General features: G+C 34.7%; 17 protein-coding genes. 1 reads left to right on the top strand and 16 read right to left on the bottom strand.

Annotated features, from left to right (window positions below; translation table 11 throughout):
• Positions 1–49: 49 nt before the first annotated feature.
• Both MTT30_RS00085 and MTT30_RS00080 read right to left on the bottom strand, forming a co-directional pair.
• Positions 50–2,869, bottom strand: a complete 2,820-nt coding sequence (locus MTT30_RS00085) for a RecB-like helicase (RefSeq protein ID WP_429800556.1) — start codon at positions 2,867–2,869, stop codon at positions 50–52.
• Positions 2,866–5,211 carry a PD-(D/E)XK nuclease family protein gene (locus MTT30_RS00080; protein ID WP_429800555.1) on the bottom strand — a complete coding sequence of 782 codons (2,346 nt, stop codon included), beginning with the start codon at positions 5,209–5,211 and terminating at the stop codon, positions 2,866–2,868. The genes MTT30_RS00085 and MTT30_RS00080 overlap by 4 nt, the downstream gene beginning before the upstream one ends.
• A 151-nt stretch (positions 5,212–5,362) precedes the next feature.
• On the opposite strand from MTT30_RS00080, the gene MTT30_RS00075 reads away from it, so the two are divergent.
• Positions 5,363–5,950: a flavin reductase gene (locus tag MTT30_RS00075; RefSeq protein WP_429800554.1), complete on the top strand. Its 588-nt coding sequence runs from the start codon at positions 5,363–5,365 to the stop codon at positions 5,948–5,950.
• A gap of 123 nt (positions 5,951–6,073) precedes the next feature.
• Here the strand turns inward: MTT30_RS00075 and MTT30_RS00070 are convergent, their stop codons facing one another.
• The 14 genes from MTT30_RS00070 to MTT30_RS00005 all read right to left on the bottom strand — a co-directional run.
• Positions 6,074–6,544: a FixH family protein gene (locus MTT30_RS00070; RefSeq protein ID WP_429800553.1), complete on the bottom strand. Its 471-nt coding sequence runs from the start codon at positions 6,542–6,544 to the stop codon at positions 6,074–6,076.
• Positions 6,537–7,106 (bottom strand): hypothetical protein, encoded by a 570-nt coding sequence (locus tag MTT30_RS00065; protein WP_103651220.1) that lies wholly within the window; start codon positions 7,104–7,106, stop codon positions 6,537–6,539. Before MTT30_RS00065 ends, MTT30_RS00070 begins: the two co-directional genes overlap by 8 nt.
• Positions 7,107–7,212: 106 nt before the next feature.
• The gene (locus tag MTT30_RS00060; protein ID WP_021090794.1) at positions 7,213–7,425 is read right to left on the bottom strand and encodes a DUF4006 family protein; all 213 of its coding nucleotides are present in this window, start codon (positions 7,423–7,425) and stop codon (positions 7,213–7,215) included.
• Positions 7,425–8,288, bottom strand: coding sequence for a cbb3-type cytochrome c oxidase N-terminal domain-containing protein (locus tag MTT30_RS00055; RefSeq protein WP_087578301.1), 864 nt, complete (start codon positions 8,286–8,288; stop codon positions 7,425–7,427). The genes MTT30_RS00060 and MTT30_RS00055 overlap by 1 nt, the downstream gene beginning before the upstream one ends.
• Entirely contained in the window at positions 8,276–8,488 is a 213-nt protein-coding gene (locus MTT30_RS00050) for a cytochrome c oxidase, cbb3-type, CcoQ subunit (protein ID WP_081004420.1), read from the bottom strand. The genes MTT30_RS00055 and MTT30_RS00050 overlap by 13 nt, the downstream gene beginning before the upstream one ends.
• 6 nt (positions 8,489–8,494) lie before the next feature.
• Positions 8,495–9,160 carry a cytochrome-c oxidase, cbb3-type subunit II gene (gene ccoO, locus MTT30_RS00045; RefSeq protein ID WP_429800552.1) on the bottom strand — a complete coding sequence of 222 codons (666 nt, stop codon included), beginning with the start codon at positions 9,158–9,160 and terminating at the stop codon, positions 8,495–8,497.
• Positions 9,160–10,647 (bottom strand): cytochrome-c oxidase, cbb3-type subunit I, encoded by a 1,488-nt coding sequence (gene ccoN / locus MTT30_RS00040; protein WP_035167282.1) that lies wholly within the window; start codon positions 10,645–10,647, stop codon positions 9,160–9,162. The genes ccoO and ccoN overlap by 1 nt, the downstream gene beginning before the upstream one ends.
• Positions 10,648–10,739: 92 nt before the next feature.
• The gene (locus MTT30_RS00035; RefSeq protein ID WP_021090989.1) at positions 10,740–11,423 is read right to left on the bottom strand and encodes a response regulator transcription factor; all 684 of its coding nucleotides are present in this window, start codon (positions 11,421–11,423) and stop codon (positions 10,740–10,742) included.
• 81 nt (positions 11,424–11,504) lie between these two features.
• Positions 11,505–12,170, bottom strand: coding sequence for a sulfite exporter TauE/SafE family protein (locus MTT30_RS00030; RefSeq protein WP_429800551.1), 666 nt, complete (start codon positions 12,168–12,170; stop codon positions 11,505–11,507).
• A gap of 1 nt (position 12,171) precedes the next feature.
• A complete protein-coding gene (carA, locus tag MTT30_RS00025) occupies positions 12,172–13,290 on the bottom strand; it encodes a glutamine-hydrolyzing carbamoyl-phosphate synthase small subunit (protein WP_429800550.1) in 1,119 nt (372 codons plus the stop codon).
• A complete protein-coding gene (locus tag MTT30_RS00020; RefSeq protein ID WP_087578297.1) occupies positions 13,290–13,841 on the bottom strand; it encodes a DUF507 family protein in 552 nt (183 codons plus the stop codon). The genes carA and MTT30_RS00020 overlap by 1 nt, the downstream gene beginning before the upstream one ends.
• Positions 13,842–13,890: 49 nt before the next feature.
• Positions 13,891–14,331: an isoleucyl-tRNA synthetase gene (locus tag MTT30_RS00015; protein WP_429800549.1), complete on the bottom strand. Its 441-nt coding sequence runs from the start codon at positions 14,329–14,331 to the stop codon at positions 13,891–13,893.
• A gap of 286 nt (positions 14,332–14,617) precedes the next feature.
• Positions 14,618–15,421: a DNA-methyltransferase gene (locus tag MTT30_RS00010; protein ID WP_429800548.1), complete on the bottom strand. Its 804-nt coding sequence runs from the start codon at positions 15,419–15,421 to the stop codon at positions 14,618–14,620.
• The coding region (locus MTT30_RS00005) for a DpnII family type II restriction endonuclease (protein ID WP_429800547.1) at positions 15,414–15,744 on the bottom strand (331 nt) is incomplete at its 5' end. The genes MTT30_RS00005 and MTT30_RS00010, both read right to left, overlap by 8 nt.

Here is a 15,744-nt window from a genome sequence, read left to right as displayed (position 1 = left end):
TGTGATTGTATTTAAACAATGCTTTTATAAAGCTTAAATTAAGTAGCATTTAAACTTCAATATATGAAATTTTTCCATCAAGAGCGTAGAAGATGACGGCGATTATACTATGCTTTGGATAAAATTTACTTAACGCCTCTTTGTATTCTCCAACTTGTTTTTTATTTTCCTCGATATTTTTATCGGTCGTTTTATAGTCAATCACACGAATTTCACTCTCTCCGATACAAAATAAGTCCATCTGTTTTAGTTCATTTTTTACTTTAAATGGCTGCTCTTTGTAAATTTCTTTATCTTTTATGCACTCTATAAATTTTGGCTCATTTATTAGCATTTTTGCCCGTTTAAAGGTACCTTCAAGTCTATCAGGTGAGAGAAATTTATAAAATTTATTTAGCATTAAACTTTTGGCTTTTAAAAGCGAATTTTCATCAAATTTTTCACTCATCTCAAGCAAATAGTGAAACGCTAAACCAAAATAGATTGCCTCTAAATTTTTACCGCTCGTTTTTTGCTCTCTTGGCTCTACGTCTTGCCTTTCTATCTTTAAAATTTCAGGCATTTTTTCATCTTTTTTTGCCTCTTTTTGCTCACTCTTGCTAGGCAAAATTTTACCAAAGCTAAACTCTTTTAGATCAAGATAGTCGCTTACTTCGCTTTTATCACTTCTAGTATAAAAAGAAAAAAAGCTAGGGCTATTTCCACTTGGAGCGGCTTGTTTAATGATAATAAGCGACTTTGTAGCCCTAGTGAAAGCAACATAAATTTTATTGATATTTTCTTGCTTCTCAAGCTCTTTTATTTGCTCTAACACGCCAGCATACTCAGGATCAAAATTTTCTCTACCAGAAATTCTACTTTTTACTATCCACTCGCCTTTTTCGCTATATTCTGTTATAAAGTTTGAGTCATCGCCCCTGCCCTTACTCATCATATCGCAAACTATCACGTGAGAAAACTCTAGCCCTTTTGACTTATGAACGGTCATTATCTTTACGCCATCAGCATTTTTTGGACTGATTTTAGAACTAAAATTTTCAAGATTAAAAATAAAATCACTTAAATTTTTATAGCCACTGCTTAACTCAAAAAGCCTTAAAATATCAACATCAGCCATATTTATATATAAATTTTTTGCTAGATAAAATAGGCTTTTTGTCGCGCTATCTTCAGCTTTTATTTTTAATTTTTTAGGATTTATATTTACGAGTGCTTTTACATTTTTTTCATAAATTTCTTCACCAAAAAGACAAAATTTCGCATACTCGATGATCGCTGCAACAAATGGCGTTCGCTTTAGCTCCAAGGTGCCTTCATTTACGCTTTTTATTCCCTCACTGCTAAGCACCTCTGAGATGAGGCTGATGTCACTATTTTTCCAGCAAAGTACGGTTATCTCACTTACATTTACGCCAGCAGCAAGTAGCTCTTTTACTTGTGAAACTGCCGCACCCGCGATATCCTCGTCACTTAGCACACGCAAGTAGCCATAATCATCTTCCTCGGCTTCAAAATAAGGATGCTCGCCACTTACCTTGTAGTTTAGCTCCTTATCTTTTTTAGCTGGCTCTTGTGGCTCAAAACTAAGTCCATATCTATGATAAATTTCTTCAAAAATCGCATTGTTGAACTTCACCAAAACTTTTAAACTTCGATAATTGCTTGGCAAATTTTCTATTTGAATTTGCTTAAAATCCTCCCCAAGCTTGTCAAAAAGCTCTTTTTTTCCACCTCTAAATTTATAGATACTTTGCTTTGTATCACCCACATAAAAGAAGCTTCCAAGCCCGTTTTGTCCGTATCCTGAAACGATTTCAGTGATGAGCGGCAAGATGATCTCATATTGGATCACATTTGTATCTTGAAACTCATCTATCAAAAGGTGATTTATGCGGCCATCAAGCCTAAAATAGAGCACATCTTTATCAAAATTTTCAACCAAAAGCTTAAAGACCAGCTTATTTATATCAGCAAAGCTTAGAGAATTTATCTCTTTATTTAGCTCTAAATTTGAGTGTTTATAAACATTTAAGAGCTTGCTAAAACCGCTAATTCTATATCTTTCAACCTCCAAAATATACTCTTTTGCCGCCTCTTTTAGCTCGTTAAAGAGCCTATCAAGCTCACTTGTATAAATTTTGCTAAAAGTGCGGTAATCCAGGCTCTCTCTTTCAAAGACCTTATTTTTAAAAAGCTCAAACAAATTTTGCTCTTTAAATGTCTTTTTGGCCGTATCGCTAGCACCATTTTGCAAGGCTATATGCTCATTTATCTCCTTTTGCGCTGCTCTTACCTTGCTATCATCTGGATAGCTTGCACCACTATCTTTTAGCTCACCACCAAAGCTCTCATAAAATTTAGCCAAAGTCTGTGAAAAGCTCGCCTCTTTTTGGCTTGAAATGATCATCATGAGTGCAAGCTCGCTAAGAAGCTTTTGATCTTTACTTGCCTCTTTTACAAATTTTTTCCACGCCAGATCTTGTAGACTATCTTGCACGCTGTAATCAGGACTAAGCCCTAAATTTTGACTAAATTTCTTTAGGATTCCAGAGAAAAATGCATCAAATGTATAAATTTTTAGCTCACTTTGCAAAAACCTATCAAGCTTCTCATCGCGTCTTTTTATGACCTCATCTTGGCTCAAACTAAGCTCTTTGCAAAGCTTTTCAAGCTCGTCCTTTTTGTTTTGCAAGTCCAAAAAAGTTGTGATTATGCGCTCTTTCATCTCATTGGCCGCTTTTTTGGTAAAGGTTAGAGCGATGATCTCGTTTATATTTTCGCCTCTAAGCACCAAAGCGATATAACGAACGCTTAAAGCGAATGTTTTCCCGCTTCCAGCACTTGCTTTTAGGGCTAAAAAATCTTTCATAACTCTCTCCTACAAAGTATGGCATACTCGCAAAATTTACAAGCTCCGCTTTTTCTTTCAAAATTTATCTTAGTGTTATTTATACTCTTTAGATTTTCTATTTCGGCCTTTAGATCATCCACACTTTTTTTAGAGTTAATAAGTACTGGTTCATTCTTTAGAGCAAAATAAGCACTTTTTACCTTGCTACCATAAAGTGCTTCATAAAATGCAAGCTGAAGCGAGTTTGCATTTGCCTCACCAGTTTTATAATCAAGTATAAAAGGCTCACCATCAGGGCTAGCATCGATCCTATCGATAATGCCTTTTATCTTTACATCACAAAAATCACTCTCTATATCTTTTTCACACTCAAGCACTCTAAAGCCAGCACTTAAACGTTCATTTTCAAACTCTGCATATTCTTTAAATTTCTGCGACCAAATCTCAAGCTCAAGCGAAGAAAAATCTTGTTTTGCGAGTATTTCTTTAAAAATAGCCAAATCAAATATATTTTTTTGTCTATAAAAATCACTTGTGTAGTATTCATAAAGCGCCTTATGCACGCTATTTCCTTGCTTAGATCCTGGCTCAGTTGCTATGGCTTTTGCTCCTTTTATACCAGCTATCTTTGCGTAATAATACTTTCTTGGGCAAGTTAGAAATAAATTTAGTGTAGAAAATGATAGCGGTTTAGTAAAAAAATCATGCTCAAAAATGATCTCATCATCGCTTAAATTTAGGCTCGTATTTCCTTTTAAAAATAATTTTAAATACGCCTCGTCACTAAATTTCTCATCTTTTATTATTTTGAAATTTTTTAAAAATCTTGAAGGAATACTCTCTTCATTTAAAACACAGCTTATGGCGACCTTTTTGGCATTGTTTATAAGACTTTCGTAGTAAAATCTCTGCAAATTTTCACGCTCAAGGTAGCTTATAAGCCCTGCTTTTTGCCTCACTTTCGAGTTTAAAAACATCTCGTTTGTGCTTCTTGCTGGGATGAAGTTATCATTAAAATCAACTATGATCACACCATCAAATTTCATTCCACGGCTCTCAAGCATGCCCATGACACTGATCTTTCCGCCGCCCACATCATCGATGCTTAGTCGCGAGATATTTAGTAAGAAAATTTCACTTAACTGCTTTAAGCTAAAGCTAAAATACCTACATAAATTCTCAATCCTAAAAAGCTCAAGTGCGAGCTTATCTTCGCATCTTGGCTCATTTTCAAGCGTTAAAAGCTCGTCTATTAACTCTTTAAATTTAGCAAAGTCACAAAGTTCAAAGTAGCTTGATTTAAATTTATTAAAAAGCTCTTCATTTACACCAAGCGTGCTCAAGATAAAGCCGAGCTCCTCGTAGCTCTCACACTTATTTTGATCAAAAACCAGCCTTGCCTCTTCATTGATCGCTCTTGTAATGTAAAAAAGCGCCTCATAAAATTTTGTATCTTTAAAGCTCTCGCCCATAGCGTAGTTAAAAATTTTATCTCTATCATGAAGCCTTAAAATTTCACTAAAACTCTCATCTGGCAATATAACAGCGATGTTTTCAGGCTTTATTCCATCACGCACAAACTCGCTCGCCTTTGCCATAGCGTAGGCACATTGCAGGCTTCTAGTGGCAAATCGCTTCTCTAAGACTGGCTCAAATTTTTTGATATTTTCTAAGCAAATTAGCTCATTTGTCTTTAAATTTAGCTCATATTTTTTATAGTTTTCAATCTCGCTAATAGCTGAAATTTGCTTTATTTTATTGATTAGCTTTGTGTTGAAAACACTAGTTTGAAAGATAATTTTTAGCGTAGTTAGCTTTGAGATTTTCTCTAAAATTTCCCACTCAAACTCGCTTAAAATTCCATCTATATGTAGTGAAATTTCACTAAAGCTTTTGATGTAAGCTTCATTTATAGAGTAAATTTTTGGCAAGGTTATATCATCGTAGAGATTTTCTTGACCAAGCAAGCTCTCATACTCTTTTAAAACCGCTCCAAGTATGTTTAAATGCTCCTCAAAATTAGCGTAAATATCGTTAAATTTAATCTCAGCGATACTCTTTTTACTAATAGCTAGCTCTTTAAAAAATGAAAAAAGATAGTCATTATTTTTCAAAAACTCAAAAAACTCAGTTGGAATTTTAAGAACCGAGTTTGCCTTTTTGACACTGGCACAGGCTCTATTCATAAGTACTAAAGCATAGGTGCTATCAATCTCAAACCTACCATCTACATAAACTATCTTTTTATAAAACTCGGCAATGCTTAGGCTTTTTGGGATTAACTCATCATTAAAACTTGCATTAAATTCACGAATCTTACGCGAGTTCGTAAAGACAAAAAGTTGGTTTAGGTTATGCATTTTTCTCTCTTAAATTTTTAAGCAATGATAGCTAAATGCTGATAAAAGAGTGCTTTTTACGCTTAGCTAAAGCTTTAAATTTTTATCTAAATACATTAAAATTTTAAGCCTTAAAGAGCCAAAAGCTACAATCACAAAAAAAGGAGCAAAAATGCATAAAGAGTTAAACAGACAAGGTTTTTACTACGGCTTTCCGATTTTGCTGGCTACCACAAAAGATAAAAATGCAAACGATGATATCACGGTGCTTTCATCTTCTTGGACGTTAGGAAATACAGTGGTGCTTGGCATAGGCATTGAAAATCAAGGCTTTAAAAATATCAAAAATGGTTCAGATATCACGCTAAATTTGTGTGATGAAAGCCTGCTAGAAGCTGTGCAAAAAATGGAAAAACTAACTGGTGATAGTAACGTACCAGAAGAAAAAAAGAAACTTGGCTACACCTACGAGCACGACAAATTTAAAGTAGCAAATCTCAGCAAAGAGCCTGGCATAAATGCAAAAACCGTCAGGATAAAAGAGTGCAAGATACAGATAGAAACGGTTGTAGAAAAGATAGAGTTAAAAGAGTGGTTTAGCATCGTTACTTGTAAGATTACAGGCATTTTTGTAGATGAAAATTTACTAAATGATGAAAAGATAGATACGCAAAAATGGCATCCACTAATCTATAAATTTAAAGAATATGTCGGCACTTGCGAGCGTTTGGGATTAAATTTTGGATTTAAAGAGATTTGATTTATAGTTTTATTTGATAAAAACTTAGTATTTTGGTTTTAAATTTAGCCAAAAAGATTAGTTTGTTAAAATTTAAATCCAGCTTTGAAATCTTTCTTAGATACCAAAGCTACGATTTTAAGATCATTTTGTGACATTAAGATCAAATTTATAATACCTTGTATCATTAGTGTCACTTAGCCTTAAAAGTAGCTGCCACCTGCCTTCTTTTAGGCTTGTTTCTTCACTTACTAGATCATTTTCATGCCATGAAGCTCTTAAAATTTTATTTTCTTTATTTGTCTGTGGGCGGGTAAGTAAAATTTCATATTTTAGTCCTGAAATTTCTCCTTTTTTAGGAGTTAGATGAAATTTAAACTTAGCATTTAGAGCATTAAAATTTGGCTCAAATTTTAGATCAAATTTCTCATCAAAGCGTTTTTCACTCTCTTTGATAAAGGTTATGTTTTCATCGACATTTTGGTAGCTTTGCATATAAGAGCTATCCATCTCTACTGGATGTTTTAGTGCTATGATAATAGTTACTGCGCAAGCGATAATGATAGCAATGAAGCTAAGCACAATAGCATAAGGCCAAAAGGTTTTTTTATCCATTTTTTACCTTTTTATAAAAGATAACAATTATAAAAAATGCAACCAAGCCATAGATGAAAAATCTTAAAAAATTTAACGTAGTTTTGTTTGAATTTCCAACACTGCTCTCAAGCTGTAAATTTAAGCTAGATGCGATTTGCTCGGCAATATCAGCGTAGCCATTTAATATAGCAGCATTATAGACATCTTTGCCATTTTTAGAAACTAAAATAGGAATTATCGTTCCTGACTCTGGATTTACACTTAAAATTTGTTCTTGATTAAAAAGCTTTGAAGTATTAGAATCGGCAAAAATTTCTACTTTCTTTTTATCTTTTATAAGCAGTAAAAAAGCATAAGGCGAGCTAAGGTTTTGCTCTTTAAAAAGAGCTTCTAGCTCACCATCTTTATATACGCCAACTACTAAATTTATACCGCTTTTTGCATAAAGCTCACCGCCGATCTCATTTAGCTTTATACTTACTTTTTGGCTTAGAATTTCATCATTATTTATCACAAAATTTGCTCCCAAAGCCAAACTTTGTGAGAGCAAAAATATAAAAATGAGTATAAATTTTCTCACGCCTAGCCTACAAAAAGGTGGTTTGATGTAAGCACTGACCACGCACAAATAGCTCCTGCAACAACTATAAGCAAGATTATGGCTTTTTCTATTATGCCTAGCATCACTACTCCTTTATAATGACGTGTTTAGCGTTATCAACGCTCTTCATCTCAATGCTACTTGCGTCTTTTAATGAGTAAGGTTTGGTTGCTACATCTTTTTGCAAGCCAATACCAATATAAGTAAGTACGCCAAGGATAGATAGCAAAAGCAAAACCGCCACCAAATAACCGCTAATGCCATTTAAAGCAAAGATGTTTCTATTTTTATTTTCCATTATTCGCCCTTTGATAGCGATATGACATATTCGCCAACTGCTTTTTGTTGTATCTCGTTTAATCTGCCGTCATTAAATTTAGGCATAACACCGATGTTGCCGTTTTTACCACGATTTAGTACATCCACTATAAACTCACTTGAACCATATTTACTAAGATCAGCCGACATACCATCCATGCCTTTGCCATCATCTCCGTGACAAGCTGCACAAGCTACGTAAAGCTCTTTTCCCATAGCTACTAAATTTTCATTTTTTGTACTTTTTATAGCACTTATCTCTTTTGCGACATAAGCTGCGATAGCCTTTGCTCCATCAGCATCGGCTAATCCTGCTGGCATCTCGCCCATAGGATAATCAAGCCCTTTTGAGCCATTTAGTATCGTATCAACTATTCCTTGTTCGCTACCCCAAATTTGTAAATTTGCAGCTTTGCCACCAATACCATCACCTGTGATGCCATGACATGCTGAGCATTGCACCAAAAATACGCTCTCTCCCATAGCATGAAGTGTTTCTTTGCTTGGGTTTGCATACTCTTTTTCAAATTTAGCGTTTGCCTCTTTTACCTCTTTATTATATTCACCGATTTGTGAGTAAGAATTTAGTGGATAACCAAGTAAATAATACCAGATCGCCCAAACAAGAGTTAGTAAAAAAACTACTGCCCAACCAAATGGAACTGGATTTTTATACTCACCTATTCCGTCCCAGTTGTGCTCGCTAAGCTCTACGCTCTCATCTTTTTTAACTTTCATTTGACCAACATACTTGCCAGCTACAACGACAGTTAGTACAATAATTAAGATGGCACCTATTAACGCAAGTAAATTTATATTATCTTCTAAATTTAGCCATTGCATACGCTCTCCTTTGTAGCCTTTTGCTCTAAAATTTTACTACCAATCTCATCATCTAGGGCTAATTTCGAATATTTCTCATAATTTCTTCTACCTTGCTTTTCACTTTTGTAAAGGTGAAAAAAATAAGCGTACAAAGTGATAGCTAAAAATGCTGTCAAAATAAAATAGCCATAAGCTTGAAGTTCTCTAATATCCATTATTAACTCCTATTTTAGGCTATTTAGATAGGCGATAAGTGCCACGATCTGGCGAATTTCACCCTTTGCAAAAGCACTTTTTACTTGCTCATCTTTCATACTTTCAACGATACTTGAAGCCTGCTCTTTCACGTTAGCATTTGCTTGCTCAAAAGTGCCAAGAGCTGGCATATCTTTCTCATCATAAGGCGTATTAAAGACCTTTTTAACAGTTAGTGCTTCAGCGTAAGCAGTCTCTATGTCAGCATTTTTCTTAAATAAAAATGGATATGCCGGCATGATCGAGCCTGGCACAACAGAGGCTGGGTTTAACATATGATTTTCATGCCAATCTGTCGTTCTATAATTACCCACACGCATAAGATCTGGACCCGTTCTTTTTGAACCCCAAAGATGAGGACGATCATAAGCAAATTCGCCGCTTAACGAGTACATGCCGTATCTATCAGTCTCTGCTTTAAACGGACGTATCATCTGTGAGTGACAAGTGTTGCAACCATTTTGTATATATATATTTTTTCCAGCAAGCTCTAAAACCGTATAAGGCTTTGTGCCCTCAAGTGGCCTAGCTCTATTTACAAAGTCAGGTAAGATTTCTACCACGCCAGCATAAGCTATGACGATAAAGACGCAAACTGCAAAAAAGAATGGATTTTTTTCTAACCAAGCAAACATCACATCACCTCCGCATTGGCTTTAGCACCGCCCATAGGCGTTGCACTTTTTGGCTCTGCCAAAATAGCTTTAGCAGAAGTTGATTTGTAGATATTGTAAGCAAACATCAAAAAGCCAATCAAATACAAAAGCCCACCAATAGCTCTAATGTAATAATAAGGTATAAGCACTACAACAGTATCAATAAATGAGTAGAGTAAATTTCCATAGCTATCAGTCGCTCTCCACATCATACCTTGCGTAATACCAGCAATCCACATCGAAGCAAAGTATAAAACAATACCTGTTGTTTGTATCCAAAATTGAGCTTCCATTAAGGATTTTGAATAAATTTCACGCTTAAAGACACGTGGTGTCATATGATAAAGTGCTGCCATAGTCATAAAACCAACCCAGCCAAGTGCGCCATCATGTACGTGTCCTGGCACCCAGTCAGTATAGTGAGCTAGTGCATTTACAGATTTGATAGCCAAGATAGGGCCTTCAAGAGTTGAAAACATATAAAAAGTTGAAGCTAGAATCATAAATTTAATAAGCGGGCTCTCACGAAGTTGCGTCCATTCGCCTTTCATTGTAAGAAGCATATTAATAGCTGAACCCCAAGAAGGTAAAATCAAAACAATAGAAAAAACCGAACCCATAGTCTGCATCCAATCAGGCACAGCAGTATATATTAAGTGGTGACCGCCAGCCCAAAGATAGATAAACATAAGACCCCAGAATGAAAATAACGAAAGCTTATAAGAAAAAATAGGCTGTCCACTCTCTTTTGGTAAGAAGTAATAAATTTGGGCAATGATCGCTACTGTAAATACAAATGCAACTGCGTTGTGACCGTACCACCACTGAACCAAAGCATCATTTGAGCCAGCATACATCGAAACTGAGTGTAGCCATGAGCCATATCCACTAACTAGTCTTGTTGGAATTTCCATGTTATTAAATAGATAAAGCATAGCAACGCCAAGAAATGTAGCAATGTAATACCAAACCGAGATGTAAAGTGTTTTCTCACGGCGAATACCAATAAGTCCAAATATACTTACGCCCCAAAGCACCCAGACTACTACTACTGCAATATCTAGTGGCCACTCAAGCTCGGCATACTCCTTAGATGTACTCTCGCCCATAAAAAGCGTCACAACAGCTAGAATCATAACAAGTATATAAAGCCAGAAATGAAGCTTACCAATGAACATCAAAAACGGAGATTCACTCATTGATACCTTTAAAACACGCTGTCCTATGTAATACCAAGTGGCAAATATACCAGAGAGCATAAAACCAAAAATGATACCGTTAGTATGAAGAGGACGCAATCTACCAAATGCCGAATACTCACCAGCTATATAGTTTAGATCAGGACAGGCAAGCTGAAAAGCTACCAAAACACCAATAGCCATGCCAACAATACCAAAAAATATCGTGGAGAACATAAAGAGTTTTGCCACACTATAATCATAATGTAGCAACTGGGATGGTCGCATAAATTTTCCTCCTAGTTAAATTTATATTAATTTTCGGTTATTTTAGAGTAGAAAAACTATAAAAAGACTTAATTAATATAAATTCTCTTTTACTAGGAGAGTCTTCTATCTATTTTGTAACCAAGTCCGGGAACATTTTTTATAAAATTACTACCGACTTTATCCCTGACACGTTTAACAAAGGTCCTAATAGCAGCCTCTGTCACGCTCTCGCCAACCCAAACAACATTTTTTATTTCATCGTGAAGTACAAGCGTACCAAGTCTTTTTATGAGTAAGGATATAAAAGCAAGTTCTTTTTTTGTAAGAGAAATTTCAACACCATCTCTGATAAGCACACGTTTTATTTTATTAAAACTATATCCATTTGTAACCTGAATAATATTTGCTGTTTCTATCTTATTTTTAGCGACATTTTCTAACGTAACTAAAAAATCATCAAGATCAATCGGTTTTAAAACGTATTTATCAATACCAACATCTATCGCTTTTAGAAGTGTTTCTTTTTCACTATTTGTACTAAAAACTATAATAGGTGTATCTTTTGAAATTTCTTTAATACTTTTAGCCATATCAAGACCATTCATTATAGGCATAAAAACGTCTGTTATAACCATATTTGGATTATATTTTTTAAATTTCTTAAGTCCTTCATCGCCATTTTGAGCAGTGATAACTTTTTCGAATTTATCTCGCATAACTTCTTGTACTATTTTTTTACCATCTCCCTCATTCTCAACGATAAGAACAGTTAGATTATTAAGAATCTTGCTCATTTATTCTTCCTTTTTGGTTATATTTATCAAACATCATAAATTTTGACGCAATTAACAATTATCTCTCTTACTTTAACTATCTTAGGCATTTGCTCTATATCCTAAAAATGATAGATAAATTCCATTTATTATCATTATGCTAGCCGAAATCTTAAACATTATGTCTTTAAATTTTTCATTTAAGATCCCAAATACAAAGCTAGCTAAAAGCATAGCTGGCAATGTACAAAGACCAAATACAAGCATTATAAAAGCCGAATCAATAAAATTTGCACTTAAAATCCCAAGTGCCAAAAAATAATAAACCACACCACAAGGCAAAAAGCCATTTAAAAAACCAAGTAATAAAAAATTTGTTAAATTTTTCTTTTGAATCCTTGTTTTTGCAATTCTTACTACAAAATTAAGCGCCTTTTGATTCTCTACAAATTTTAAAAACTCACCTCTAAAAAGCAAGGCAATACCGATAAACGCGATCGCTAAGCCAACTATAAAAAATATCACACCTCTTGCTTGCATACTAAAGCTAATAACAGCTCCAAAGGCACCAAACAAAGCTCCTAAAACTACATAAGCAAAAATTCTAACTAGACTATAAAGTGTGCTTAGCATTAGAATTTCTCTCTTGCTTTTGCCTTTAAAAAATAGAGTCTGTAAGCTCAAGAATCCACTACACATACCTACACAATGACTAAAGCTACTTAAAAATGCAACTGAGACAATCATGTAAAGGTTTATGTTTTGCATCTTATAAAATTTCTAAAAACTGCTTAAATATATATTTGCTCTCGCTTGGACCGCCACTTGCTTCTGGGTGGTGCTGAACTGAAAAGATCGGATATTCTTTGTATCTCACACCTTCGATCGTGTTGTCAAATAAATTTCTATGCGTCACAACTGCTACTTCTGCGATACTTTCAGGTACGTTGTAGTTGTGATTTTGTGTTGTTATCTCGATCGCCTTTGTCTCTAAATTTAGCACTGGGTGATTTGCTCCATGCTGACCAAATTTAAGCTTGTATGTCTCGTACCCAAAGGCGTTTGATAGTAGCTGATGTCCAAGACAAATGCCAAATATAGGTATCCTAGCCTCAATCATCTTTTTGATCTCGCCTATTTCGGCCTTTAAATTTTTTGGCTCACCAGGACCATTTGATAAGAATACCCCATTTATCTCACCATTTTTAAATTTTTCTATTAAAATTTCAGCCTTAGTGTCGTGTGGTACGACAATAACTTCAAGACCAGTTTCACATAGCTCGTTTAAGATATTTCTCTTTACGCCAAAGTCAAAAACAGCTATCTTTTTGCCAATACTTTTTAGCGGCTTATATGACTTTAAATTTCTATCCCATGCACCTTTTTTGTGCTTATACTCATCCATCGCACTAACTGTTTTTACGTAGTTTATGTTTTCTATACGTCCGCTACTTTCAAGTCTACGTTTTAGCTCATCTTTATCACTTATTTGCGTTGAGATATAAGCCATCAAGGCACCTTCATCGCGTAACATCTTTGTGAGGTATCTAGTATCAACGTCATAAACGCCAAATTTACCTTGCTCTTCGAAAAATTTTCCCAAAGATTTTTGCGAGCGGTAGTTTGATGGAATTTCATTGTAGCTTCTCATTATAACGCCACTTGCATGAATCCTAAGACTCTCCATATCGTCTTCATTTATACCTACTATGCCTATTTCTGGCATCGTAAAGACGATAAACTGACCAGCATAGCTTGGATCGCTCATGATCTCTTCATAGCCAGTCATCGAGGTATTAAAAACGAGCTCACCTGCACACTCGCCGTGAGCACCAAAAGCTTTTGCTTCTAAAAAAACACCATTTTCAATATAAATGTAAGCTTTCATTAAAGCATGCCTCTTTTTTTAAGCTCATCTTGATACAAACGCTCAAAGACAAGATCATATTCATCAGTTCCTGGGATTAGCTTATGTTTATAATTTTGTATCATTTCATAAACATCATCTTCTATCTTCTCATAGCTTTTTAAGTACTCGTCTATTGAGTTATAAATCACATTTTTTACGCGATTTTCAGATACATTATAATCAACAAGACCGCTCTTCCAAATAGTTTCAAGCACTTTGTGAGCGATATTGCTAAATCTATCTTCGTGGGTTAAGATTACATCAAATTCACCTGCGAGCTTCTTTTTAACGAGCCAAAACATATTTTTGCGGTCAATTTGCATAGTTTGCATCTCGTCTTCATTTTTCTCCAAAAGCTCATTTACTCGCTCATCTAAAGCTCTTTCTTTTTGAATATCGACTGTTAAAATTTCACTTGTTTTTGCTACGATTGGCTCAATGCCTTTATTTAGTCTTACGAAACCACAATTTAGAAGATCTATTGCTATTTTATGTGAAATATACGGAACGTGTGGGAGTTTTAAACGCATTTTAAACCTTTAAATTTTTATGCCATTTTAACTAAATAAAGGTAAAACTTTACTTTGAAATTTTAACGACTTTATTATTATCGCTTCTTAAAAAATAAATTTCTCTTCGTCCTTCATAAAGTATTTTTCCATCAGTCTTTTGCTCATTTTCTAAATTTGATGAGATATCTAAAGATAGCGATTTGCTCATAAAATAATTCTCTCCTAAAGTGCGTCCAAAGTCAGGATACCAACTAAAAGCACAAACTATCAGCAAAACTAAATAAAAGGCTCTAAAAATTTTTCTAAAAGGCGCGTAAAAAAAGCAATACCCAAATATAAAAAATACGGGCAAAAGCCATAAGAAAGGCACGTTATCAACAAAAATAACATTAAAATACTCGTTTATGCCATAGTAAGAAAAGTAGTTGTTGTAAATTCCAACAAATAGCGTAAAAATAGGAGCAAGGACAAATATAATACCCGTAAAAAAAGCATTTAAAATTTTCATAATCTCTCCTTTTGAGTGAGATTATATTAAACATAAGCTTTAATATTACTAGATTGATGAAAGCTAGACTAAAATTCAAGGCAAAATGCCATACATAGACATCTACTGCTTCCAGCAATACTTTAAAAACAGTTTAGCTATAAGCCAAACTGCCTTAAATTTATTACTTTTTAGATAAATACTCTTGCAAGCTTTTTACTTCAAGTGCTTTGCCAGTTTGAACTGCACTTAGCGACTTAGCAGCAGCAAGTGCTGCACGGATCGTTGTAAAGTAAGGTATCTAAATCTAGACAAATTTTAAGCTCTCAAGCATTTTTATATCACTAAATTTATCTATAAAATTTATAAAATTTGCTTCTAGCTCAGCCTTTCGCTTAAGTGCAATATCTATAAATTCTGGTTCTTTTTCAATACCAACAAAATCTCTACCCAACAAATTTGCAGCTATGCCAGTTGTTGCAGAGCCTGCAAATGGATCACAAATGACACTATTTTCATTACTTGCCATCAAAATAAGCCTTATCAAAAGCGAAAGTGGTTTTTGCGTAGGGTGCTTACCGCATGCTTTCTCCCAAGGAGAAATCGCAGCAAAACTCCACACATCTTTCATCTGTTTATCTCCATTTATCCGCTTCATAAGCTCATAGTTAAAGATGTGTTTATGTCTCTCATCTTTTCTAGCCCAAATGATCTGCTCAGTACTATGCGTTAGATACCTACAGCTAAAATTTGGCGGAGGATTAGTCTTTTGCCATGTAATGATGTTTAAAATTTTATAATCAAGCTTTTGAAGCGCTCTACCTATAGAAAAGATGTTGTGATATGTCCCACTTATCATCACGCTACCGTTATTACTAAGTGCGTTTTTAGCGAGTTTGAGCCATTCTAGGTTAAACTCATCAATTTCATCGATATTTGTGCCCTCATCCCACTTGCCTTTATTTACGCTAACTATCTGCCCGTTTTGGATGCTAAGTCCGCCATTTGAAAGAAAATATGGTGGATCCGCAAAGATAAGATCAAACTCGCCTTTAAATTTAGCTAGTTCGCTAAAGCAGTCGCCATTTATAATCCTGAAATCATTACGCATCTTTAAGCTCATTTATAAAAAGGTGCAAATTTGCAAGGTTATAAATCCTTACACTCTTATAGGCTTCTTGTAGCTTATTTCTAGCATCGTGCCAACCCCAGCCATCAGTGATCCAGATAAATTTATACTCTGGCAAATATGAGATTTTTTTGGCTATTTCGATGTAGGCTCTTGCTACTTCGTTTAATTTCGAGCCACCGCCACTATAAAAATTTGCTTCGATTAGATAAGTGATATTTTGTATGCAAGTCGCAAAATCAAATACCTTCACATCACTACCTAAATTTAATGAAAAATTTGAGCTTGATACTTCAGCTTGAAAG

The sequence above is a fragment of the Campylobacter concisus genome (genome assembly GCF_050447445.1).
Classification (GTDB): domain Bacteria; phylum Campylobacterota; class Campylobacteria; order Campylobacterales; family Campylobacteraceae; genus Campylobacter_A; species Campylobacter_A concisus_BI.
The sequence above is the reverse complement of the archived record's forward strand: the minus strand, read 5'-3'. Positions and strand labels throughout refer to the sequence as shown.